Annotated in this window: 17 protein-coding genes; 9 read left to right on the forward strand and 8 right to left on the reverse strand. The window is 70.6% G+C overall.

Annotated features, from left to right (window positions below):
• Positions 1 to 82 precede the first annotated feature (82 nt).
• On the reverse strand, positions 83 to 1,084 hold the full coding sequence (locus ACZ45T_RS01185; protein WP_468436123.1) for a hypothetical protein: 1,002 nt from the start codon (positions 1,082 to 1,084) through the stop codon (positions 83 to 85).
• A 244-nt stretch (positions 1,085 to 1,328) separates the two neighbouring features.
• On the opposite strand from ACZ45T_RS01185, the gene deoC reads away from it, so the two are divergent.
• Genes deoC through ACZ45T_RS01200 form a run of 3 tightly spaced genes read left to right on the forward strand, consistent with a single transcriptional unit; the run spans position 1,329 to position 4,619 of the window.
• Positions 1,329 to 2,291, forward strand: a complete 963-nt coding sequence (gene deoC / locus ACZ45T_RS01190; protein WP_468436990.1) for a deoxyribose-phosphate aldolase — start codon at positions 1,329 to 1,331, stop codon at positions 2,289 to 2,291.
• 5 nt (positions 2,292 to 2,296) lie between these two features.
• Positions 2,297 to 3,733, forward strand: coding sequence for an aldehyde dehydrogenase family protein (locus ACZ45T_RS01195; protein ID WP_468436125.1), 1,437 nt, complete (start codon positions 2,297 to 2,299; stop codon positions 3,731 to 3,733).
• On the forward strand, positions 3,726 to 4,619 hold the full coding sequence (locus tag ACZ45T_RS01200) for an aldehyde dehydrogenase family protein (protein WP_468436127.1): 894 nt from the start codon (positions 3,726 to 3,728) through the stop codon (positions 4,617 to 4,619). The genes ACZ45T_RS01195 and ACZ45T_RS01200 overlap by 8 nt, the downstream gene beginning before the upstream one ends.
• A gap of 74 nt (positions 4,620 to 4,693) precedes the next feature.
• On the opposite strand, the gene ACZ45T_RS01205 is transcribed toward ACZ45T_RS01200, so the two are convergent.
• Positions 4,694 to 5,044 (reverse strand): hypothetical protein, encoded by a 351-nt coding sequence (locus ACZ45T_RS01205; RefSeq protein WP_468436129.1) that lies wholly within the window; start codon positions 5,042 to 5,044, stop codon positions 4,694 to 4,696.
• A gap of 54 nt (positions 5,045 to 5,098) precedes the next feature.
• On the opposite strand from ACZ45T_RS01205, the gene ACZ45T_RS01210 reads away from it, so the two are divergent.
• Positions 5,099 to 5,797, forward strand: coding sequence for a uridine kinase family protein (locus ACZ45T_RS01210; protein ID WP_468436992.1), 699 nt, complete (start codon positions 5,099 to 5,101; stop codon positions 5,795 to 5,797).
• Positions 5,798 to 6,014: 217 nt separating this feature from the next.
• On the opposite strand, the gene ACZ45T_RS01215 is transcribed toward ACZ45T_RS01210, so the two are convergent.
• A complete protein-coding gene (locus tag ACZ45T_RS01215) occupies positions 6,015 to 6,710 on the reverse strand; it encodes a SigE family RNA polymerase sigma factor (RefSeq protein WP_468436131.1) in 696 nt (231 codons plus the stop codon).
• A 189-nt stretch (positions 6,711 to 6,899) separates the two neighbouring features.
• On the opposite strand from ACZ45T_RS01215, the gene afsQ1 reads away from it, so the two are divergent.
• Genes afsQ1 through ACZ45T_RS01230 form a run of 3 tightly spaced genes read left to right on the forward strand, consistent with a single transcriptional unit; the run spans position 6,900 to position 9,680 of the window.
• Positions 6,900 to 7,577, forward strand: a complete 678-nt coding sequence (afsQ1, locus tag ACZ45T_RS01220) for a two-component system response regulator AfsQ1 (RefSeq protein ID WP_468436133.1) — start codon at positions 6,900 to 6,902, stop codon at positions 7,575 to 7,577.
• Complete coding sequence (locus ACZ45T_RS01225; RefSeq protein WP_468436135.1) at positions 7,574 to 9,061, forward strand: sensor histidine kinase; 1,488 nt, start codon at positions 7,574 to 7,576, stop codon at positions 9,059 to 9,061. Before afsQ1 ends, ACZ45T_RS01225 begins: the two co-directional genes overlap by 4 nt.
• The gene (locus tag ACZ45T_RS01230) at positions 9,054 to 9,680 is read left to right on the forward strand and encodes a hypothetical protein (protein WP_468436994.1); all 627 of its coding nucleotides are present in this window, start codon (positions 9,054 to 9,056) and stop codon (positions 9,678 to 9,680) included. Before ACZ45T_RS01225 ends, ACZ45T_RS01230 begins: the two co-directional genes overlap by 8 nt.
• A gap of 554 nt (positions 9,681 to 10,234) precedes the next feature.
• Here ACZ45T_RS01230 and ACZ45T_RS01235 read toward each other — a convergent pair.
• From ACZ45T_RS01235 to ACZ45T_RS01245, 3 genes are all read right to left on the reverse strand, one after another.
• A complete protein-coding gene (locus ACZ45T_RS01235) occupies positions 10,235 to 11,890 on the reverse strand; it encodes a phospho-sugar mutase (RefSeq protein ID WP_468436137.1) in 1,656 nt (551 codons plus the stop codon).
• 35 nt (positions 11,891 to 11,925) lie between these two features.
• The gene (locus ACZ45T_RS01240) at positions 11,926 to 12,732 is read right to left on the reverse strand and encodes a purine-nucleoside phosphorylase (RefSeq protein ID WP_468436140.1); all 807 of its coding nucleotides are present in this window, start codon (positions 12,730 to 12,732) and stop codon (positions 11,926 to 11,928) included.
• 243 nt (positions 12,733 to 12,975) lie between these two features.
• Entirely contained in the window at positions 12,976 to 13,413 is a 438-nt protein-coding gene (locus tag ACZ45T_RS01245) for a gamma-glutamylcyclotransferase family protein (protein WP_360897425.1), read from the reverse strand.
• A gap of 184 nt (positions 13,414 to 13,597) precedes the next feature.
• Here ACZ45T_RS01245 and ACZ45T_RS01250 point away from each other — a divergent pair, with 184 nt between their 5' ends.
• Both ACZ45T_RS01250 and ACZ45T_RS01255 read left to right on the forward strand, forming a co-directional pair.
• On the forward strand, positions 13,598 to 15,037 hold the full coding sequence (locus tag ACZ45T_RS01250) for an NAD(P)H-quinone dehydrogenase (RefSeq protein WP_468436142.1): 1,440 nt from the start codon (positions 13,598 to 13,600) through the stop codon (positions 15,035 to 15,037).
• A gap of 175 nt (positions 15,038 to 15,212) precedes the next feature.
• The gene (locus ACZ45T_RS01255) at positions 15,213 to 16,166 is read left to right on the forward strand and encodes a DeoR/GlpR family DNA-binding transcription regulator (protein ID WP_468436144.1); all 954 of its coding nucleotides are present in this window, start codon (positions 15,213 to 15,215) and stop codon (positions 16,164 to 16,166) included.
• A 94-nt stretch (positions 16,167 to 16,260) separates the two neighbouring features.
• On the opposite strand, the gene ACZ45T_RS01260 is transcribed toward ACZ45T_RS01255, so the two are convergent.
• Complete coding sequence (locus ACZ45T_RS01260; protein ID WP_468436146.1) at positions 16,261 to 16,677, reverse strand: hypothetical protein; 417 nt, start codon at positions 16,675 to 16,677, stop codon at positions 16,261 to 16,263.
• A 69-nt stretch (positions 16,678 to 16,746) separates the two neighbouring features.
• Entirely contained in the window at positions 16,747 to 23,511 is a 6,765-nt protein-coding gene (locus ACZ45T_RS01265) for an RHS repeat domain-containing protein (protein WP_468436148.1), read from the reverse strand.
• Between the last annotated feature and the right edge of the window lie 54 nt (positions 23,512 to 23,565).

Genomic DNA, 23,565 nt, shown 5'->3' on the forward strand with positions numbered 1-23,565 from the left:
CGGGCCCGGCGGGCCACCGCGAAGGTGGCCCGCCGGAAGGTGGGACGGGGGAAGGCGCGGGCTGCGTCGGCGCTGTACCGCGTCAGCGCCGGGCGCCGGCGCGGCGACGCAGCAGCAGGGCCGCTCCGATGCCCGCGAAGATCGCGACGAGGCCGGTGCCGGCCAGCGCGGTCGTGGTGTCGTCACGGTCCTCGGTGGCGAGCTCGGCGCCCGCGGCGACCCCGCCCTTGGGGACGATGGTGGTCTGGCCGGCCGTCTGCGCCTTCGGGGCGCCGGCGGCGCTCGGGGCGGTGGAGGCGGTGGGCTTGGCGGTGGGCTCGGCCGTCGGCTGGGTGACCGGGGCCTCGTCCTTGAAGGCGTAGGTGAACGTGCAGCCCTTGGGGAGCTCCGGGAAGAGCGCGGTCTCGGAGGGGGACTGCCCGCCGGGGGTGTCGTAGCGCAGCTCCGGCTCGGCCGAGCTCGGGTTCACGATGCGGGCCCCGGTGCGGTCGCCCTTCGCCAGCGCGGGGCTGGTGCGGGTCAGCTTCTTGTACGCGTTCCCGGTCGCGCCGTCGACCAGCTGCACCTCCGGCCCGTCGGGGGTCGTGCGCAGGTCGCCGAGCAGGCCGCCGCCGAGGCCGAGCCGGACGGTGCCGGACACGCACTTGGCACCCTGGTCGCCGCCCCCGCCGGCCACCGGCAGGGGGAAGGACTTGGTGGCGCCGTCCTTGGCGACGGTGAGGACCGGGGCGGTGGTGTTCCCCTTGGTGAGCTCCAGCTCCAGGCCGTTCACCGTCTCCGTGACGTTCATGCGGCTCAGCGTGGCCAGCACGCGGAACATGTAGTTGTCGCCCGGCTTCCAGTCCGGCCCGACGGAGCGGATCCAGGCCTCGGGGCCCTCCGCCTTGTTGCGCAGCACCGCGACCAGGCCCTCACCGATGTAGACCGGCGTCCCGGTGAAGCGGTCGGGGTCGGTCTCCGAGGCGACCGACGCGGACTGCGGGGCGGTGGCGGTGGTGGCGGCGTACGCGGTGCCCGCGGCGGGGGCGAGGAGCGCACCGGCGAGGACGGCGGTGGCGATGGAGGCACGGAGGGCGGTACGCATAACGACTCCTGGAAGCAGGTCTCGGAAGGTGGAGGAGAGCCGCATGCCGCGTTTTTCTCTGTCGGTTTTTCGTCCGGGTGAGCTTCTGGCGGGCTGCTGAGAAGAAATCTATTGATCTTGTACTCGTGGATGATCCCCCTCCTGTCATGGACGTGTAACGGCGGCCGGAGGTGTCGATTCCGCACCGGAACGAGGGGAGGGGGTGACAGGCCGCTACGCGCGTAGATATGCTCATGTGGTGACCATGCCCACCACCCTCACCGCATTCGCTGACGTGACGACGTCCGACAGTGCGCTGCGCCGCTTCCTGCACGGGCTGCCCGGCGTAGACGCAGTCGGCCTGGAGGCCCGCGCGGCCTCCCTCGGCACCCGTTCGATCAAGACGACGGCCAAGGCGTATGCCATCGACCTGGCCATCTCGATGATCGACCTGACGACGCTGGAAGGCGCGGACACCCCGGGCAAGGTCCGGGCGCTCTCCGCCAAGGCCGTCAACCCCGATCCGACCGACCGCACGAGCCCGATGACGGCCGCCGTCTGCGTCTACCCCGACATGGTGGCCACCGCGAAGGCCGCGCTGAACGGCGCCGACGTCAAGGTCGCCTCCGTCGCCACCGCCTTCCCGGCCGGCCGCGCCGCCCTGCCCGTGAAGCTCGCGGACACCCGTGACGCCGTCGCCGCCGGCGCCGACGAGATCGACATGGTCATCGACCGTGGCGCCTTCCTCGCCGGCCGCTACCTGGAGACGTACGAGCTGATCAAGGCCATCAAGGAGGCCTGCGTCCGCGAGGACGGCAGCGCCGCCCGCCTCAAGGTCATCTTCGAGACCGGCGAGCTGTCGACCTACGACAACATCCGCCGCGCCTCCTGGATCGGCATGCTCGCGGGCGCCGACTTCATCAAGACGTCGACCGGCAAGGTGGGCGTCAACGCCACCCCCGCGAACACGCTGCTCATGCTCGAAGCCGTACGCGACTTCCGCGCGCAGACTGGAATCCAGATCGGCGTGAAGCCGGCCGGCGGCATCCGCACCACCAAGGACGCGATCAAGTTCCTGGTCCTGGTCAACGAGACCGTGGGCGAGGACTGGCTGAGCAACCACTGGTTCCGCTTCGGCGCCTCCAGCCTGCTCAACGACCTGTTGATGCAGCGCCAGAAGCTGAGCACCGGCCGTTACTCCGGTCCCGACTACGTGACGGTGGACTGATCACCATGGCATCTGCATTCGAGTACGCACCGGCTCCCGAGTCCCGCTCGGTCGTCGACATCGCCCCCTCCTACGGGCTCTTCATCGACGGCGAGTTCACCGACGCCGCCGACGGCAAGGTCTTCAAGACCATCTCCCCGTCGTCCGAGGAGGTCCTCGCCGAGGTCGCCCAGGCGGGCGCCGCCGACGTGGACCGCGCCGTCAAGGCCGCCCGCAAGGCCTTCGAGAAGTGGTCCGCGCTGCCCGGCTCCGAGCGCGCCAAGTACCTCTTCCGCATCGCCCGGATCATCCAGGAGCGCAGCCGCGAGCTCGCCGTCCTGGAGACCCTGGACAACGGCAAGCCGATCAAGGAGACCCGCGACGCGGACCTCCCGCTGGTCGCCGCGCACTTCTTCTACTACGCGGGCTGGGCCGACAAGCTCGACCACGCGGGCTACGGTCCGAACCCGCGCCCGCTCGGCGTGGCCGGCCAGGTCATCCCGTGGAACTTCCCGCTCCTGATGCTCGCGTGGAAGATCGCCCCGGCGCTCGCCACCGGCAACACGGTCGTCCTGAAGCCCGCCGAGACCACGCCCCTGTCGGCGCTGTTCTTCGCGGACATCTGCCGCCAGGCGGGCCTGCCCAAGGGTGTCGTCAACATCCTCACCGGGTACGGCGACGCGGGCGCCGCCCTCGTCGAGCACCCGGACGTGAACAAGGTCGCCTTCACCGGCTCGACCGCCGTGGGCAAGAAGATCGCCCGCCACGTCGCCGGCACCGACAAGAAGGTCACCCTGGAGCTGGGCGGCAAGGGCGCCAACATCGTCTTCGACGACGCCCCCATCGACCAGGCCGTCGAGGGCATCGTCAACGGCATCTTCTTCAACCAGGGCCAGGTCTGCTGCGCGGGCTCCCGCCTGCTGGTCCAGGAGTCGATCCACGACGAGCTGCTGGACTCGCTCAAGCGCCGCCTCTCCACGCTGCGCCTCGGCGACCCGCTCGACAAGAACACCGACATCGGCGCGATCAACTCCGCCGAGCAGCTCGCCCGGATCACCGCGCTCGCGGAGACCGGCGAGGCCGAGGGCGCCGAGCGCTGGTCCCCGGCGTGCGAGCTGCCGTCGGCCGGCTACTGGTTCGCCCCGACGCTCTTCACGAACGTCACCCAGGCGCACACCGTCGCCCGCGACGAGATCTTCGGCCCGGTGCTGTCCGTGCTGACCTTCCGTACGCCCGACGAGGCCGTCGCCAAGGCCAACAACAGCCAGTACGGGCTCTCCGCCGGCATCTGGACGGAGAAGGGCTCGCGCATCCTCGCGGTCGCGAACCAGCTCCGCGCCGGAGTCGTCTGGGCCAACACGTTCAACAAGTTCGACCCGACCTCGCCCTTCGGCGGCTACAAGGAGTCGGGCTTCGGCCGCGAGGGCGGCCGCCACGGCCTGGAGGGCTACCTCGATGTCTGAGTCGACCCGTCTGAACGTCTTCAAGACCTACAAGCTGTACGTCGGGGGCAAGTTCCCCCGCTCCGAGAGCGGCCGGGTGTACGAGGTGACGGACTCCAAGGGCAACTGGCTGGCCAACGCACCGCTGTCCTCCCGCAAGGACGCGCGTGACGCGGTCGTCGCCGCCCGCAAGGCCTTCGGCGGCTGGTCCGGCGCGACCGCGTACAACCGCGGTCAGATCCTCTACCGCATCGCCGAGATGCTGGAGGGCCGCCGCGACCAGTTCGTCCGCGAGGTCGGCGAGGCCGAGGGCCTGTCCAAGTCGAAGGCCGGCGCCGTCGTGGACGCGGCCATCGACCGCTGGGTCTGGTACGCGGGCTGGACCGACAAGATCGGCCAGATCGTGGGCGGGGCCAACCCGGTCGCGGGCCCGTTCTTCAACCTCTCCACCCCCGAGCCGACCGGTGTCGTCACGGTCGTCGCCCCGCAGGACTCGTCCTTCCTGGGCCTGATCTCGGTGATCGCCCCGGTGATCGCGACCGGCAACACGGCCGTGGTCATCGCGAGCGAGAAGTCCCCGCTTCCCGCCCTCTCCCTGGGCGAGGTGCTGGCCACCTCCGACCTGCCCGGCGGCGTGGTCAACATCCTGTCCGGCAAGGCCGGCGAGATGGGCCCGCACCTGGCGTCCCACCAGGACGTCAACGCGATCGACCTGGCGGGCGCGGACACCGCGCTGGCCAAGGAGCTGGAGATCGCGGCGGCGGACAACCTCAAGCGCGTCCTGCGTCCACAGCCTGTGGACGACTGGAGCGCGGACCCGGGCACGTCCCGCATGACGGCGTTCCTGGAGACCAAGACGGTCTGGCACCCGACCGGTTCGCTGGGCGCGGGCGGCTCCTCCTACTAGGACCGCCTTCGAAGACCGGCCCCGGCAGCACCCCCCGCGCTGTCGGGGCCTTCTCGTACCCGGCCTCCTCGTGCCTACTGCTTGGGGAGCATCGGCCCCAGCAGCGAGGAGACCGCGGCGGTGGGCAGCTCACCGACCGACGGTCCCTGCGTCAGGACGCCCGTGACCATGCCGGTGCCGACGGCGGGGAAATCCGCGACCTTGGTGGCCACGCCGTTGTCGAGCGGATCCACGCCGGTGCGGGCCAGCGGATTCACCTTGAGGTTCGCGATCGGGTCGGTGACCCCGGCGAGGGCCGCCGGGACGTCGAGCTCACCGGCCTGCGCGCCGCCGGCGGCCAGCGCCAGGGCGGCACCGGCCATCGAGACCGTCAGGCCCGCGCTGCGGAGCCGGTTCGGTACGGAAGGGGCTGCGTGACGTGCCATGGGGATCCCGCCTGAGGTCGTAGTCGCGTGCGCACGCAGCGTAGTCGAGGTGTGATCCTGGATACCAACCGGTCACCGGGAGGATCCCCTACCCGGGGGAATGGTTCACACTGGTGTCCCGTGAGCTGTTCTTCTCCTTTGCCTACGCGTGTCGTCCTGTTGACCGGGCCTTCGGGTTCCGGCAAGTCCTCGCTGGCCGCCCGTTCGGGCCTGCCCGTGCTGCGCCTGGACGACTTCTACAAGGAGGGCGACGACCCCACCCTCCCCACGGTCGAAGGCAGCTCCGACATCGACTGGGACTCCCCGCTGTCGTGGGACGCGGACGTCGCCGTCGCGGCCATCGCCGAGCTGTGCCGGACCGGCCGCACGGAGGTCCCGGTCTACGACATCGCGACCAGCTCCCGTACGGGCACGGAGGCGCTGGACATCTCCCGCACCCCGCTGTTCATCGCGGAGGGGATCTTCGCCGCCGACATCGCGGCCCGTTGCCAGGAGCTGGGGCTGCTCGGCGACGCCATCTGCCTGCGGGGGCGGCCGTCGACCACCTTCCGGCGGCGCCTGGCCCGTGATCTGCGGGAGGGTCGCAAGTCGGTGCTCTTCCTGCTGCGCAGGGGCTGGCGGCTCATGCGCGCCGAGCGGGGCATCGTGGCCCGGCACGTCGCGCTCGGCGCGTACGCCTGCGGGCGCGACGAGGCGCTGGGCCGGCTGGCCGCCGCTGCGGCGGGCCGCCACCGCGCCGCCGCGTCGGCGTAGCGCCGTTGCCGGGGGCGCTGCCCCGGCCCCCCGCGCCTCAAACGCCGGCGGGCTGAAAGATCGGGGCTCCGCCCCGGCCCCCGCGCCTCAAACGCCGGCGGGGCTGGATGTGACGCGAAAAGGCGGGATCAGTCGGACCCCCGGCCGACTGATCCCGCCCTTTCCCCCCATGGCCACCGTCCCACCCCCGTAGGACGGCCCCCCGGCCGTTGGTCCGTCAGGCGACGAGCTCCTCGAAGGACTCCGCCTCGTCGGCGCCGAAGCTCAGCGCCTCGTCGTCCCGCAGGCGCCGCAGCGAGCGCCAGATGCTCGACTTCACCGTGCCGACGCTGATCCCGAGGATCTCCGCGATCTCCGGGTCCGTGCGGCCCTCGTAGTAGCGCAGCACCAGCATCGTGCGCTGCGGCTCCGGGATGCGGGCCAGCGCCTGCCACAGCACCGCGCGAAGCTCCGTACCGCGCATCGCGTCCGTGTCGGAGGCCGTCTCCGGCAGCTCCTCCGTCGGGTACTCGTTCAGCTTCCGCCGACGCCACGCGCTGATGTGCAGGTTGGTCATGGTGCGACGGAGGTAGCCGCCGACGGCCGCCTTGTCGCTGATCCGGTCCCAGGCGCGGTACGTGGAGAACAGCGCGCTCTGCAGCAGGTCCTCGGCCTCGTAGCGGTCGCCGGTGAGGTGGAAGGCCGTCGCGTAGAGGGCGGCCCGGCGCTCCTGCACGTACGCCGTGAACTCGGCCTCGGACGTCGAGGACGGGGCGGACTGTGCGGGAACCGCCTGGTACTGGTTTGCGTCAATGGCTACGACGTGGGCCGGCCGGGGACGGGCGACCGCCACCGTACGGACACCCGCCCGGCGGTTCACATCGTGCAGCCGCGTGACAACCGCGCTGGTCGTGGTGCTGTGCAGCGTGTTCATCTCGCGCCCCCCGTCGTGGAGTGTGTCTGCTTCGGTCCGTTGTGCGATGACAGAAGCCTGCCCGGCGGACTTAACCGGGGTGTCCGTCGACTGTCACAGGCCTGTCACAGCGACCCCTGTGAGATCTCCGTAGAGATCGCGTCCTTCTGACGGTCGAACTCCCGACGGCCGATGGGACAGAATGAGCCCGTGCCTTTCCTGTTGCTGATCGAGGACGACGACGCCATCCGCACGGCCCTCGAACTCTCCCTGTCTCGCCAGGGCCACCGTGTGGCCACCGCGGCGACGGGCGAGGACGGCCTGAAACTGCTGCGCGAGCAGCGGCCGGATCTGATCGTGCTGGACGTGATGTTGCCCGGGATCGACGGTTTCGAGGTGTGCCGGAGGATCCGCCGCACCGACCAGCTGCCGATCATCCTGCTCACCGCGCGCAACGACGACATCGATGTCGTCGTCGGCCTGGAGTCCGGAGCCGACGACTACGTGGTCAAGCCGGTCCAGGGCCGGGTCCTCGACGCCCGCATCCGGGCCGTGCTGCGCCGCGGCGAGCGCGAGTCGAACGACTCCGCCAGCTTCGGCTCCCTCGTCATCGACCGGTCCGCCATGACGGTGACCAAGAACGGCGAGGACCTCCAGCTCACCCCGACCGAGCTGCGGCTGCTGCTCGAACTGAGCCGCCGGCCCGGGCAGGCGCTGTCGCGCCAGCAGTTGCTGCGGCTGGTGTGGGAGCACGACTACCTCGGTGACTCGCGGCTCGTCGACGCCTGCGTGCAGCGGCTGCGGGCCAAGGTCGAGGACGTGCCGTCCTCGCCCACCCTGATCCGTACGGTCCGGGGCGTCGGCTACCGCCTGGACTCGCCGCAGTGATCCGCGCGTTGCTCGCGGGCCGGCGCTGGACCAGCCTGCGGCTGCGGCTCCTCTTCGTCTTCGTCCTGGTGGCCCTGACAGCCGCGGTCTCCGCGTCCGGGATCGCGTACTGGCTCAACCGCGAAGCGGTCCTCACCCGTACCCAGGACGCCGCCCTCGGCGACTTCCGGCAGGAGATGCAGAACCGGGCCGCCGCGCTGCCCGCCGACCCGACGTCGGAGGAGTTGCAGCGCACCGCCGAGCTGATGGCGGGCAGCAGCCCCGGCTACAGCGTGCTGCTGGTGCACGAGGGCAAGGACAAGCGCGAGGTGTTCGGCGCGGCCGGGCCCGACACCTTCGGGCTGGCCGACGTACCCAGGTCCCTTCAGGACGCGGTGAACGACCGGCAGAAGACGACCTCGGCCAACGACTCCGAGTACCACATGTACTGGCAGCGGACGAAGCCGCGCGGCAATCCGTACCTGGTCGGCGGGACGCGGATCGTGGGCGGCGGGCCGACCGGCTACATGTACAAGTCGCTCGCCCAGGAGCGGGACGACCTGAACGCGCTCGGCTGGTCGCTGACGATCGCGACCTGTCTCGCGCTGCTCGGCTCCGCGCTGCTCGCGCAGGCCGCGGCCCGGACCGTACTCAAGCCCGTACAGAGGCTGGGAGACGCGGCGCGCCGGCTCGGCGAGGGCGAACTGGACCACCGGCTCGACGTGTCGGGGACGGACGAACTCGCCGACCTGTCGCACACCTTCAACAAGACGGCGGAGGCGCTGGAGAAGAAGGTCGCCGACATGAGCGCGCGGGAGGAGGCGAGCCGGCGCTTCGTCGCGGACATGTCGCACGAACTGCGCACGCCGCTGACCGCGTTGACGGCGGTGTCGGAGGTGCTGGAGGAGGAGGTCGACGACCTCGATCCGATGATCGCACCGGCGGTGGCGCTCGTCGTCAGCGAGACCCGCCGCCTCAACGACCTGGTGGAGAACCTGATGGAGGTCACCCGCTTCGACGCGGGTACGGCCCGGCTGGTGCTGGACGATGTGAACGTCGCCGACCAGGTCACGGCCTGCATCGACGCGCGAGCCTGGCTCGACGCGGTCGAACTCGACGCCGAGCGGGGCATCGTGGCCCGGCTCGACCCGCGCCGCCTCGACGTCATCCTGGCCAACCTGATCGGCAACGCGCTCAAGCACGGCGGCTCGCCGGTACGGGTGTCGGTGGCCGTGGAGGGGGAGTGGCTGGTGATCGCGGTGCAGGACAACGGGCCGGGCATTCCCGAGGACGTGCTCCCGCACGTCTTCGACCGGTTCTACAAGGCGAGCGCGTCGCGGCCGAAGTCGGACGGGAGCGGGCTGGGCCTGTCGATCGCCATGGAGAACGCGCACATCCACGGCGGCGACATCACCGCCGCGAACGTGGCGGGCGGCGGGGCGCTGTTCACGCTGCGGTTGCCCGTGGACGTGGGGAAGGTGATCGCGGGTGACGGCGATGTGTAGGGCTCTGCCGGTCGTGCTGGTGCCGGTCGTCTCGATCGCGCTGTTCGCGACGTCGGGGTGCGGGATCCGGGCGACGACCGTGCCGGTGGACGTGGGCGCGGCGCCGTCCCGGGTGTCGTGCGACACCCCGGCGCAGCCCAGCGGGCAGGGTGGCACGCAGGGCTTCCGGGCCACGGTGGAACTGGTCTGCGGATCGCAGCTGGTGGGCGTGGAGCGAGTGGTTCCGGTGCCCGAGAAGAAGCTCCTGCGGGACCCCGTGGCGCTGGTCGCGCAGGCGCTGCTGGAGGCGCTGGAGCGGTCGCCGAGTACGGAGGAGCGGGACTCCGGCTTCACGACCCTGGTTCCGGACGGACTGGGGGCGGTCCAGCCGCGGGCGGGTGACCCGGCGGGCACGGTGCGGCTGAGCCGCAAGCCGGAGGATCTGCCGCCGGTGGCGCTGTCGCAGCTGGTGTGCACGCTGGCGGGCAACGAGGTGGTGTCGAAGGGGCGCGGACCGGTGGTCCTGGGCGGGCCGGACGAGGATCCGCCGCGGGCGTGGGAGTGCACGGACGCGGTGCGGTCGCGGCCGGAGTCGGTGCCGACGCTCGGCGAGATCGTCCGCCCGAGGACCGGCACCTGACGGCCGCCCCGCCGCACGGGCGCACCCCCGCTGCCGGGGCTCGGCCCCGGACCCCGCGCCTCAAGCGCCGGCGGGGCTGAAGTTCGGCGCTGCCTTGGACCCTGTGCCTGGAACGCCGGCGGGGCTGAAAGATCGGGGCTCCGCCCCGGACCCCGCCCCTCAAGCGCCGGCGGGGCTGGAGATCGGGGCGCTGCCCCGGACCCCGCCCCTCAAGCGCCGGCGGGGCTGGAGATCGGGGCGCTGCCCCGGACCCCGCGCCTCAAGCGCCGGCGGGGCTGAAGTTCGGGCGCTGCCTTGGACCCTGTGCCTGGAACGCCGGCGGGGCTGGTTTTCAGCCTCGTCGGCGTTTGAGGCGCGGGTCCGGGCAGAGCCCGGGGAACGGTGGAAGGGCGGGGTGGGGGACAGCCCCGCAGGGCCCCGGACACGCCGACGGCCCCCCGAGCTCGTGCTCAGGGGGCCGTCGGGACTACCGGGCCGCCGGACGGAGTCCGGCGCAGCGGCGCGAAGCCGGGGAGGCCCGCCAGGGCCGAGCCGTGCGAGCGGCGCCGGGGAAATCAGATGCCGGCCGCTGCGGCCAGGTCCTTCTTGATCGCGTCCAGGATCTCCTGGCCGCGGGTGCGGGACGAGGCGAGGTCGGAGGCCTCGGGGACCGGGACCACCACCTCCAGGTAGCACTTCAGCTTCGGCTCCGTGCCCGACGGGCGGACGATCACCCGGGCCTTGTAGTCGCCGTCCAGGTAGTAGCGCAGGCCGTCCGTCGGAGGGAGGGCGGCCGAGCCGACCGACAGGTCCTCCGCCGAAGTGACGCGCAGGCCCGCCAGGGACGTCGGCGGCTCCGCGCGGAGCGCGGCCATCGCCGAGGCGATCACCGACAGGTCCGAGACGCGGACCGACAGCTGGTCGGTGGCGTGCAGGCCGTGGGCCATCGCCAGGTCGTCCAGCAGGTCGGTCAGCGTGCGGCCCTGCTCCTTGAGCTCCGAGGCCAGTTCGGCCACCAGCAGGGCGGCGGTGACGCCGTCCTTGTCGCGGACGCCCTCGGGGTCCACGCAGTAGCCGAGCGCCTCCTCGTAGCCGTAGCGCAGGCCCTCCACACGGGCGATCCACTTGAAGCCCGTGAGGGTCTCCTCGTAGCCGACGCCCGCCGCCTCCGCGATCCGGCCCAGGAGGCTGGAGGAGACGATGGACTCCGCGAAGGTGCCCCGCGCGCCCTTGTGGACCAGGTGCTCCGCCAGCAGCGCGCCGACCTCGTCGCCGCGCAGCATCCGCCAGCCCGAGGGGGCGGAATCGTCCGGGACGGCCACCGCGCAGCGGTCCGCGTCCGGGTCGTTCGCGATCACGATGTCCGGGCGGACCTCGGCGGCCTTCGCGAAGGCCAGGTCCATCGCGCCCGGCTCCTCCGGGTTGGGGAAGGCCACCGTCGGGAAGGCCGGGTCCGGCTCCGCCTGCTCGGCCACCAGGACCGGGGTCGGGAAGCCGGCCCGGGCGAAGGCCGCCATGACGACCTCCTTGCCGACGCCGTGCATGGCCGTGTAGACGGTCCGTACGCCCCGGGGGGACCCGGGGGTCAGGACGACGTCCGTACGGGCCAGGTAGGCCTCCAGGACCTCTTCGTCGAGCTGGAGCCAGCCGTCCTGGGGACGGGGTACGGACGCGAGCGTGTCGACGCGGGCGATGTGCCCGGCGATCTCGGCGTCCGCCGGGGAGACGATCTGCGAGCCGTCGCCGAGGTAGACCTTGTAGCCGTTGTCCCGGGGCGGGTTGTGGCTCGCGGTCACCTCGACGCCGGCGACGGCGCCCAGGTGCCTTATGGCGTAGGCGAGGACGGGCGTCGGCAGCGGGCGGGGCAGGACGGCCGCGCGCAGCCCGGCGCCGGTCATGACGGCCGCGGTGTCGCGGGCGAAGTCCGCCGACTTGTAGCGCGCGTCGTAGCCCACGACGACCAGGCCGCCGTCGTGGCCCTGGGCCTTCAGGTAGGCCGCGAGGCCCGCCGCGGCCCGGATGACCACGCTGCGGTTCATCCGCATCGGGCCCGCGCCGATCTCACCGCGCAGTCCGGCGGTGCCGAACTGGAGGGTGCCGGAGAAACGGTCCGCGAGTTCCGCCGTGTCGCCCGCCTCGATGAGCGCGGCGAGCTCGGCCGCGGTCTCGGGGTCCGGGTCCTCCGCCAGCCAGGCCTGGGCCCGGGTGATCAGGTCGTCCTGTTCCTGCACTACTTCCGCCTTGTCTCTCGTACGGTGCCGATGCCTCAGATGCGGGCGAGGACCTGGGTCAGCAGCTTGCCCATGCGCGCGGCCGAGTCGCGGCCGGCCTGGAGCACCTCTTCGTGGTTCAGCGGCTCGCCGGAGATGCCCGCCGCCAGGTTGGTGACCAGGGAGATGCCGAGCACCTCGGCGCCGGCCTCACGGGCGGCGATGGCCTCCAGCACGGTGGACATGCCGACCAGGTCGGCGCCCATGACGCGGATCATGTTGATCTCGGCCGGGGTCTCGTAGTGCGGGCCGGGGAACTGGACGTAGACGCCCTCTTCGAGGGTCTCGTCGATCTCCTTGCACATCGCGCGCAGGCGGGGCGAGTAGAGGTCGGTGAGGTCCACGAAGTTCGCGCCCACGATCGGCGAGGTGGCCGTCAGGTTGAGGTGGTCGCTGATCAGCACCGGCTGGCCGGGCTTCATGCCCTCGCGCAGACCGCCGCAGCCGTTGGTGAGGACGACGGTCTTGCAGCCGGCGGCGACGGCGGTGCGCACGCCGTGGGCGACGGCGGCGACGCCACGGCCCTCGTAGTAGTGGGTCCGGCCGAGGAAGAGCAGCGCGCGCTTGTCGCCGATCTTGTACGAGCGGATCTTGCCGCCGTGGCCCTCGACGGCGGGGGGCGGGAATCCGGGCAGTTCGGTGACCGGGAACTCGGCCTCGGGGGCGCCGAGGGCCTCTGCGGCGGGAGCCCAGCCGGAGCCCATGACCAGGGCCACATCGTGGGATTCCGCGCCGGTCAGCTCGCGCAGTCGGGCCGCTGCGGCTGCGGCGTCGGCGAAGGGGTCGGTAACAGATGCGTTCACGCGGAAGAGCGTAGCCGCTCAATGCCTACGCGCGTAGATGGCACAGCTCACGGTGTTCGGATCGTTGCCTTGTCGTTTCCGCCGAATCGTCCCCGAGGGGTGCGGAGGGCCGTGTGCCCGTGCCGCGCCGTTGCCGGGGCTCCGCCCCGGACCCTCCCCCAGACTCCGTCCGGGGGGACCCCCACGCCTCAAACGCCGGCGGGGCTGAAAGAGCGCCTCAAACGCCGGCGGGGCTGGAGCGCCTCAGCAGGGCCGCTTGCGGAGTTCCATCACGTAGTCGTGCGGGGCGCCGGCGGACTCGGCGGCGTCGGCGATCTCGCCCAGGTAGCGCGCCGAGGGCAGGCCGCCCTCGTAGCCGTTGAGGACGTAGCACCAGGCGGCTTCCTCGCCGTCCAGCGTGTGCACGCGCACCCGCATGCGGCGGTAGATGTCGAGCCCGACGCCCTCCCACCGGTCCATCGAGTCCTCGTCCAGCGGCGCGATGTCGTACAGGGCGACGAAGACCTGGTGGCGCGGGGCTTCGACGATCGTGGCGAGCGCGCCCTCCCAGCCCATCTGCTCGCCGCCGAAGGTCAGCCGCCAGTCGTTGATCCAGCCCGTGCCGCGCAGCGGCGAATGGGGGGCGCGGCGCGTCATCAGCCGCGGGTCGAGGTTGCCGGCGTACGCGGCGTAGAGCGACATGAGGTCGAGGGTACGGGAGGGGTGGCCGATGCCGCGTGCCCGGATGGCGCACGGATGGCGGGACCGGGCGCGAAGCACCTTGGAGCGTGCGGGACAATGGGGCACGGAATGCATCCCCCGGGGAGACCCCCCGGAACACCGGCCGGGGCGGCAGCCGGCCGGGTAGACGTGAGGCGGAGTTTTCGTGACCCGGATCGTGATCATCGGCGGCGGACCCGGCGGGTACGAGGCGGCCCTGGTGGGGGCCCAGCTCGGCGCGGAGGTGACCGTCGTCGACTGCGACGGTCTGGGCGGGGCCTCGGTCCTGACCGACTGCGTACCGTCCAAGACGCTCATCGCGACCGCCGAGGTCATGACGACCTTCGACTCGTCGTACGAGGAGCTCGGCATCGTCGTCGCGGACGACACCCCGCCCCTGGAGCAGGCCGCGCGCGTCGTCGGCGTGGACCTCGGCAAGGTGAACCGGCGCGTCAAGCGCCTCGCGCTCGCCCAGTCGCACGACATCACCGCTTCCGTGACCCGGGCCGGCGCCCGCGTGGTGCGGGGCCGCGGCAAGCTCGGCGGGCCGCAGGGCATCGACGGCACACGTGACGTCATCGTCACCGCCGCCGACGGCTCCGAGACGATCCTGACCGCGGACGCCGTACTGATCGCGACCGGCGGGCACCCCCGCGAGATCCCGGACGCGATGCCCGACGGCGAGCGGATCCTGAACTGGACCCAGGTCTACGACCTCGACGAGCTCCCGGAGGAGCTCATCGTGGTCGGCTCCGGTGTGACCGGCGCCGAGTTCGCCGGCGCGTACCAGGCCCTCGGCTCCCGGGTGACGCTGGTCTCCTCCCGCGACCGCGTGCTGCCGGGCGAGGACCCCGACGCCGCCGCCGTGCTGGAGGACGTGTTCCGGCGCCGCGGCATGAACGTCGTCGGCCGCTCCCGCGCCGAATCCGCCAAGCGGGTGGGCGACCGGGTGGAGGTCACCCTCTCCGACGGCCGCGTGCTGACCGGCACGCACTGCCTGATGGCGGTCGGCGCGATCCCCAACACCAAGAACATGAACCTGGAGGAGTCCGGGGTCCGGCTCAAGGACTCCGGTCACATCTGGACCGACAAGGTGTCGCGCACCTCCGCACCGGGCGTGTACGCCGCCGGTGACGTCACCGGGATCTTCGCGCTGGCCTCCGTCGCGGCGATGCAGGGCCGCATCGCGATGTACCACTTCCTGGGCGACGCGGTGGCCCCGCTGAACCTGAAGACGGTCTCCTCGAACGTCTTCACCGACCCGGAGATCGCCACCGTCGGCTACACCCAGGCGGACGTGGACGCCGGCAAGATCGACGCCCGTGTGGTGAAGCTGCCGCTGCTGCGCAACCCGCGCGCCAAGATGCAGGGCATCCGGGACGGCTTCGTGAAGCTGTTCTGCCGCCCGGGCACCGGGATCGTGGTGGGTGGTGTGGTCGTCTCCCCGCGTGCGAGCGAGCTCATCCACCCCATCTCGATCGCGGTCGACAACAATCTGACGGTCGAGCAGATCGCAAACGCGTTCACCGTGTACCCCTCGCTGTCGGGTTCGATCGCCGAGGTGGCCCGCCAGCTGCACACGCGGAAGGCCGCCGGAGAGGCCTGACCGGCCCCAACCGCCCCGCACCGCAAGGGTGTTGGGGCGGTGCGCCGTCGCGTGGCCCGATGTTCACCCAGCCCCCGGGCCGCGTATACCACTAGTAGCCCTGCCATATGGACAACTTCGGTATTTCGGCGCAAGGAGCTGAAAGTAGACGGTCATTGGGGTTACTGTCAGTTTCGTGTTCGCTGCAGAACGTCGCCAATTGATCCTCGAAATGGTGCGGGCCAACGGAGCGGTATCGCTCCGGGAGCTCGCCCGCGTCGTCCAGACCTCCGAAGTGACCGTACGGCGGGACGTGCGGGCACTGGAGGCCGAAGGACTCCTCGACCGCCGACACGGCGGTGCGGTGCTGCCGGGCGGTTTCACCCGTGAATCCGGCTTTCCGCAAAAGTCCCATCTCGCGACGGCGGAGAAGACCGCCATCGCCGATGTCGCGGCCTCCCTCGTCGAAGAGGGCGAGGCCGTCGTCGTCGGCGCGGGCACCACGACCCAGGAGCTGGCCCGCAGGCTCGCCCGCGTGCCCGGACTGACCGTCGTCACCAACTCGCTGCTCGTCGCCCAGGCGCTGGCCCATGCCAACCGGGTGGAGGTGGTGATGACCGGCGGCACCCTGCGCGGGTCCAACTACGCCCTCGTGGGCAGCGGGGCCGAACAGTCCCTCCAGGGGCTCCGGGTCTCCCGGGCCTTCCTGTCGGGCAGCGGCCTGACCGCCGAGCGCGGCCTGTCGACGTCCAACATGCTGTCGGCGAGCGTCGACCGGGCGCTCGTCCAGGCCGCGGCGGAGGTCGTCGTCCTGGCGGACCACACGAAGCTCGGCACGGACACCATGTTCCAGACCGTGCCGACCGATGTGATGACCCGCCTGGTGACGGACGAGCCCCCGCCGCACGACGACCGCGCGGCCACGGAGCTCCAGGCCCTGGCGGACCAGGGCGTCCAGATCACGGTGGCGGGCGGAGCGGTGGCCCCCGGCGGGAACGGCGACGGCATGGCGGGCCGCAGGCCCCGCCGCGACTCCCCCCTCCCGGTCCAGCGCCGGGGCGCCCCGACGGCCCAACTCCGCAGCGCCTCGCCCCTGTCGGACCCGGGGGAGCGGGAGCGGGCCCGGGTCGCGGACATGCGGCGGCGGTAGTCCCGCCTCTGACCGTCGACTGCGGCCTCCAAGCCATGAATTCGGGCTTGGAGGCCGCAGCCCAGCCATGTCGATGGCGCCTCTTGCGTGAGTGTTACACGATGTCGATCGTCACGCCGAACCTGCTTTTGACATCGTCCGCGAACTCCGCCCCCGCCTTGTCGGGCACGCGCGCGTGCCACCAGCCGAGAGCGCCGGGATCTGCGACCTCGATCGGCACGGGTGTAACATCGCGAAATTCCGCATCCGCGCGCGAAACTGCGGTCCGGAACGATTCGTACTCCGCGCACCTCCGCAATGCCGGACTGTCAAGCGCCTTTTGTAGCCGGTCTCTCACATACAGCTCGAAGTCGTATTCGGGCAAGGAATCTTGATAGCCCGAACGGCATTCCTCTGTGAAGCTCAGCCACGCCTCGATGTCCGATGACGGATGGATCGCCCCGGCGTCATTACCGGGGCCCCAGATACTCCGGTAAACCTCGATGAATTCGGATCCGAAGGTTGAGTCCATCTGGTGATGCTCCTTGGATCGGTCGGCTGAGAGCCGTAGTCGGATGGGTCACCCGACTACGGCTTCAGTCTATGGCACCATTGCTCCGCCGTACTTTGCATGCTGCGTCGCCAAGTATCCGACGACGTCGTTCGTTCTGCGGAAGAAAGTGGAGATTTCCCCGGCAGGGTTTCTGATTCCGAACAGCCCGTTCTTGGCGTCGATCCTGTACAGGTAGCCGGCGTCGTCGACGAGGTCGCCAGATCTGGCGTCCCCGGACATGAACGTTCTGGCGTGGTCTACATAATCGTTGTACCCGTCCTTGGTTTGATACTCGGGCATGTCGGGGCCATCTTTTATGTTCTTGAAGCCGGTGTTCGTCCTCTTTACGCCGTACACGTGGGTGGCAAAATGCTGTTGTGCCTTTGCCTCGGAGATGAAGTTGGGTCGGTTGTCTGCGTTGTCGGCACTGGCCTTCGTGCCCCCGTCACCCCCGTTGCCCCCACTGTCGTTGTCCTTGCCCGTCGACTTCTTCGGGCTGTCGGCCTTACTGGTCTCACTCGACTTGGCGGCTTTGCCATCGCCGTCGGCCTTCTTCGCCTTCGTCGCCGACGCCTTGCCCTGCTTGGCCGCCGTCGCCTTGGCCTCGTCGGCCTTCTTGGCTGCTGCGGCTGCTGCCTCCTGGGCGGCTCTTCGCTTCGCCGCGGCCTCCTCCAACAGCTTTCTCGCGCGTTCGGCGGCTTCCTCTATCTGGCGTTTCCACTCGGCCAGGTCCTCGGCGTACTTGGCCATGGCCTGCTGGTAGTGCTCGACCCGCCGGAGGATGTCGCGTGCCAGAGCGAGTTTGTGCGACCAGCTGTTGAAGGCTTCCCAGGCCCGGTCCAGTGCCTTGATGATCCGCTTGGCTCGGCCCGCGAAGGGCAGTGCAGCGTCCAAGGCGAGGCCGGCGCAGGCGCCCCATGAACCGCCGAGGCAGTCGCGGATGTCGTTGTATCCCGAGACGTCCTTCAGGATGCCCATCGCGACTTCGAGGGCGATGTCCAGGGCGCTCTTGCCCTGGATCATGTTCGCCCAGGCGGCCTCCGCGTCCGTGAAGTCCTTGATCGGCATCGTGGGAGGCGCGATCGACAGGCCGCTGGGGTCGCTGAACGTCACCGGCGAGTTGTTCGCGTAGACGTACGGGTTCTGCTGCTTGGGCTCGTTGAAATCGATGACGGGGTCGACCGACAGGAACCTGCCGGTTGCCGGGTCGTACTCACGCGCACCGAGGTGGACCGTCCCGATGGACTCGTCCAGCTCACCGCCGACGAACGACTTCCTGTCCGGCCACGCGGATGGAGCCGCGCCGCGGACCTCGCCGTACGGGGTGAACTTCCGTCGGGTGACCGCGAAGGTCTTGGAGTCCACCGCGGTGGTGGCCGTGCCGTTCTGGTCGCCCATCAGGTACGACGTCGTGATGACGCCGTCCTTGGCCGTCTTGACCATCGTCGGGCCGGCCGGGTGGGCGTAATAGCGCGTGCCCTCCAGCTTGCCCGCCGCCGTCAGCTTGACCTCGGTGCCCGGCAGGTAGAGCGTAGTGCCGGTCTTGTCGCGCTTGATCAGGCGCTTGCCGCCGGCGTCGTAGACGAACCCGGTGGAGTCCGTGCCCTTCGTGACCTTTTCCAGCTGGCCGGTGCTGTTCCAGTCCAGGGTCTGCGTCTCGCCCTGGATGGTCCGGGTCTTGGTGTTGCCCGCCGCGTCGTAGGTGTACGACTCGGTCCGCGGTCCGCCCGGTCCGGTGGTGTCGACCTTCTTCAGGCCGTTGGCGGCAGCCTGTCCGGGCGTGCCGTAGGTGTAGGCGCGGGTGACGTCCTTGGTGGGATCACCCGTCGGGGAGTGCTGGACGTCCTTCGTGCGGTTGCCCGCCGCGTCGAAGCTGTACGAGCTCCAGTACGGGTTCGGGCCGCCGACCTGGGGCTTGGAACCGGGGGCGGACGCGTTCGGCTGGGCCGCGCAGTCGTCCGTCGCGGTCCAGGCCTCGTTCATCCGGCGCAGGTAGTCGTACGCGAAGCACTGCACGTCGGCAGTGGCGGTCGGACCCTCCTTGTCGGTGATCTTGAGGATGTTGCCGACGGCGTCGTAGTTGAACGACGTGTCGTTGATCCGGGCGGGCGACTGCTCCTTGTCATTGACGGTCCGCGTGAGGCGGCGCGTCTGCTCGTCATAGAAGTTCGTCGTGTACACCTGGGATCCGGCAGGACCCGCGTAGGTGCGGAGCACGTCGCCCATCGGCGAGTAGTCGACCTTGTCGACGAACGTCTTCCCCTCGATGCCCATCATCGTGGGCAGCTCGAAGTGGTTGTATTGCACCTCGGTGAGCTCGATGGGCAGGCCGGCCACAGCCGGCTGCTCCGTCCACTCGGTCAGGCCGGTGTTCTCCCGGTAGCCGGTGGTGTACTCGTACGTACCGGCGAGTGCGCCTTCCGAGGACGGGATCGTGATCTTGGATCCAGTCGGCCGGTACGCGGTGTCGTAGCTCGTGACTTCCTGGGTGTACGCCTTGCCGTCCACGTACCGGGTCGACGACACAGGAAGGCCGATAGCGCCCGGAAGGGTGTCGAAGGTGGCCGAGGTCAGCTTCGGACCGGTCGCCGAGCCCTCGTGGGTCGCGATGACCCTGCCGAGCGCGTCGTACTCAGGGAAGATGCCCTTGCCGCGGGCCTCGGTGACCGATTCGACGCGGTCGCCCTTGCCGTAGGTGGTCGTCGACGTGCCCTTGTCAGGGTCCGTCTGCTTGGTCTGGCGACCGCGGATGTCGTACTCGAAGGCCCACTTGTCGCCGGCCTGGTTGACGACCGACTCCAGCATGCCGCGCTGGTTGTAGGCGTACGTCGTCTTGTCGTACGCGCCGGTCGGCGAGTCGGAGCGGAAGAAGCGCAGCTCCGTCTTGCGGCCCGCGCCGTCCAGGAAGGCCCGCGTCGGGGTCTCGCCCTTCGGCGGGTCGACGGTGATGTTGTCGCCGCCGTACGTGGTGGTCGTCCGGGAGGTCTCCTCGCCGAACTTGCGCGAGATCTGGGCGACCGAGCGGCCGGAGCCGTCGTACTGGGTCATCGTCGAGGACGGGACCTCGTTGTCCTTCGGGGCGAACTGCACGCCCGAAGCGGTACCGGCCGTGTAGTACGCGCCGTTGCTCTTCCAGACCTGGCCCAGGCTGTTGTAGAAGGTGTCGCTGATGACGCGACCGCCCCCGAGGGCCTCCATCTGGGACTGGCGGATCCTCAGACTGCTGTCGTAGATGTCGTAGCTGGTGCGGTAGCTACCGTCGTCCAGCAGCGCCTTGTTGGTGATGACGACCGGACCGTCGGTGCGGACGTCGTACGAGAACATGCCGTTCGGCGACTTGTTCGCCGGGTTGCGGGACGGGGACCACACCTTGACCAGGCGGCCCAGGGAGTCGTACTCCATCACCTGGCGGCGGCCGTTGGTGTCCTGCTTGGCCAGGATCGAGCCGCGGCCCTGGTCGGTCTCCGTGGTCTGGGTGTGACCGGCGGAGTTGGTGGTGACGACCTTGGTGACGATCTGGCCCGACGCCGGCGTGTAGTCCAGCTTCGTGGTCTTGCCGAAGACGTCCGTGCTGGTCTTCGGGCGGCCGTACGCGTCGAACGTCGCGCTGCCGTCCACCTGGTAGAGCGGGGTGCTGCCGGAGTACCCGGTCAGTGACTCGGTGGACTGTACGTTGCCCGCCGCGTCGTAGTTCATCCGGATGTCCGAGGTGACGTCCGCCGGCTTCTGCACGCCGGTGGCGTCGCAGGCCTTGGCGACCGTCTCCACGCGCTTCTGGCGGGCGATGATCCAGCGGTTCTCGTCCGAGTCGTACCAGTAGCGGCTGCAGCTGTCGTCGGACGGATCGGCGACGTCGCCGAGGTTCGACACCCACTGCGCGAAGCCGCGGTCGTCGTACTCCGTCTTCATCGCCGTACGGCGCCAGCCGCGGCCGTCCGACAGCAGGATCCGGGAGTTGACCCCGGTGGTCTGCTGGACGAAGGCCTGCTGCGGCTCGATGTCCTCCGCGGCCGTCTCGCCCTTGCGCAGGCGGGTCGCGGTGGGCCCGTGCAGCCACGGCGTGTACGTGGTCGCCGCCTCCAGGGCGCCGCCCTCGCCGTTGTACGCCAGGACCTCGCGGGTCTGGCCGGCATAGAGGCGGTGGTCCGCCATCTCCACGCCCTCGGAGTCCTTGACCTTGACCGACCGCGTGCCGCCCGAGGGCGTCGCCCGGTCACCGTCGAGGCCGCGGAAGAACAGCGTCTCCGTCATGGAGCGCTTGTCCGGGGCCTGGCCGATGAAGGTCCGGACCCGCTCGTAGCCGCGCCACTGAGACCACGTGCGCGTCTTCGGGCGCATCATCTCGGTCTCGTCGTCGAACGCCCACGCCGGGTCGCCGAGGAACTCGTACTCGGTGCGCCGCGACGGCGAGTTGCCGTTGCGGTCGTCCTCCTGGACCCAGTCCACGACGTGCTTGTGGAACCAGTCCGTGGAGTAGATCTTCCTCTCGTGCGCCGGATCGGTGGGATCCGGCAGCTCGGAGACCACCGGGAAGCAGCGCAGCGTGTTGGTCTCCGGCGAGGCCGGCATCACGCGCGGGTCGGCGGCCCGGCACTGGGTGTCCTTGTAGTGCGCCAGGATCGTCGAGCCGGTCTCGGTGTCGATCGCCTCGATCCGGTAGCGGCGGTACGCGGGCTTGCCGTCGCCCAGGCCGTCGACGCGGTTGTCGAGCTGCTTGCCGCGGAACTTCACCGGCGGCAGGTCGAGCTGTGCGCCGTTCTTGCCGGAGTGCTTGATCTCGGCGAGCCACAGCGGGTAGTCCGTGCCGTCACCGGTCATGGGGAACGTCTGGGTCAGCGCCCAGGTGTCGACCGGCTTGTGCGCGGTGCCGTTCCACACGAAGGTGCTGACCTCGGTCAGCCGCTTGCGGGTGAAGAAGGTCGGGGTGAACCGGCCCTTGCACTCCTCGCCCGCGGCGCAGAGCTGGTCGCCGGGGGTGTCGGGCCACTCCTTGGCGATGTTCCAGTCGACCTCCGGCTTCAGCTTGGCCGGGTCGCAGTCGAACGTAGCCGTGGTGAGGCAGCGTTCGGCGACCTTGAAGTTCACCTGGGCCGGGGCGTTGGCGAACAGGTTGTCGCTGCGCAGACCGTACGAGATGTGGTCGAGCCAGCCGGACCGGTCGTACGAGCGGGCGGTCGAACCACCCGCGATCTTGTAGTTGGAGCCGTAGTGGTTGACCTCCTTCTGGTACCAGTAGGTCATCGCGTTGCCGCGCGGGTCCACGACGTAGTCGAGGTTCCAGCGGTACGCCTGGTCGCAGACCGCGTCGGCGAAGGTCGCGGTGTAGCAGGGCTCACCGGGGTGGTTGCCGTAGACCGGCACGTTCCAGGTGGAGTTGGTGACGGGCTTGCCCGCCGCCCAGCCCGAGAGCTTGTTCAGACCGAAGTAGAACTGGATGCCCTGCGGGTTGGTGAACCGCCAGTGGTCACCCTCCTTGTCACCGTTCTGCGCGCCCTGGAGCAGCTCGATGCGGGAGCCGTCGTCCTTGGCCGGGCGCCACTTCTTGGTGGTGTCGTCCAGGACCAGCTGCGTGGAGCCGCCGTTCAGTGACATCGTGACCATCGGCGCGCCGTGGCAGAGGTCGCCCGTGTCGTCCTTCGGGTTGTTGTACCCGGAGTCCTTGCGCTTGTCCTGGCTGCACGGGACGTAGCCCCGCTCGATGTAGTTCGAGGCCAGGTCCCAGCCGTCGCCGACCCAGGAGGTCTGCTGGGACGAGGCGTTGGTGCGGCCGTCGATGTTGGAGCTGGAGTAGCCCAGCGACAGCGAGGGGCTCGGCCCGCCCAGGGAGGCGGGGATGTCCAGCGGGTAGGACCAGGAGAAGTCACCCGCGGAGCCGCCGGCCTGCCAGGAACCCGACGGGCTCAGGGAGGTGGCCTTGTAGGTGCCGTTCGCGCCGTCGGCGCCCGGGGAGGCGGCCAGCGTCATCCCGCTGGAGGCGGGGGCGGCGGCCGGGCCCGCGGCCGAGGCCGACAGGAAGGACTTGCCCGCGGCCACAGCGGCCGGGGCGGCCTTGGCCGGGGCGTCGAAGGTGGCGACGAGCTTGCCGGTCTCCGGGTTGTTCTGCGTGGTGACCGGACGGCTGCCCTGGCACTGGGCCAGCTGCGGGGTGGTCAGCGCACAGGTCGGGATCGCCGTGAAGCGCAGGCGGGAGCCCCAGCTGCCGCCGTACGCGTTCTTGAACGCGGCGTAGTCGAGCTCCACCGAGACCGGGGCGGCCGAGCCGCCCGCGTCGGTGCGGTTCACATTGAGGAGCAGGCTGTTCGCCAGGCCGGCCCGCTTGGCGGCGGCCTGGTCGAGCAGGTCGACCTTCAGCTTGACGTCGGTGGGGGCACCGGCGGCCGGAGCCGCTGCGCCCGCCGACCGCTGGAGGGCGTCGGGTGCCTTCGCGGGAGCCGCGGCGGCGACCGACACGGGGAGCGTGCCGGCCTTGACCCCGTGGCCGGGTACGGCGATCCCCGGGGCCGAGACCCCGAAGGCCGCGCCGGAGGCCGACTTCAGTGTGGTGACCGGTGCGGCCGCCGCGGTCGGCAGCGTGATCTCGGCCGAGCCCGCCGCGGGCCACGCGACCTTCGGGGCGCCCTTCCACGCCTTCGTCTGCGATTCGGCGGGACCCGCCGCGGGCTTGCCCTTGACGGATTCGCCGCTGACCTTGGCCAGTTTCTGCTTGCCGGGCAGCGAGGGCCCGGTGGCGGCTGCCGCATCCAGCGCGGTCAGCCCCGTCGTCATCATGGCGACGGCCAGCAGGGGTATCGGCCACCGCCAGACACGTCTCAAAGGCGCACGCATGAAGTGCGCCTGGGATCTTTTCAAAATTCGAACGCTCCGGTT

It is taken from the genome of Streptomyces sp. NPDC030995, assembly GCF_055571215.1.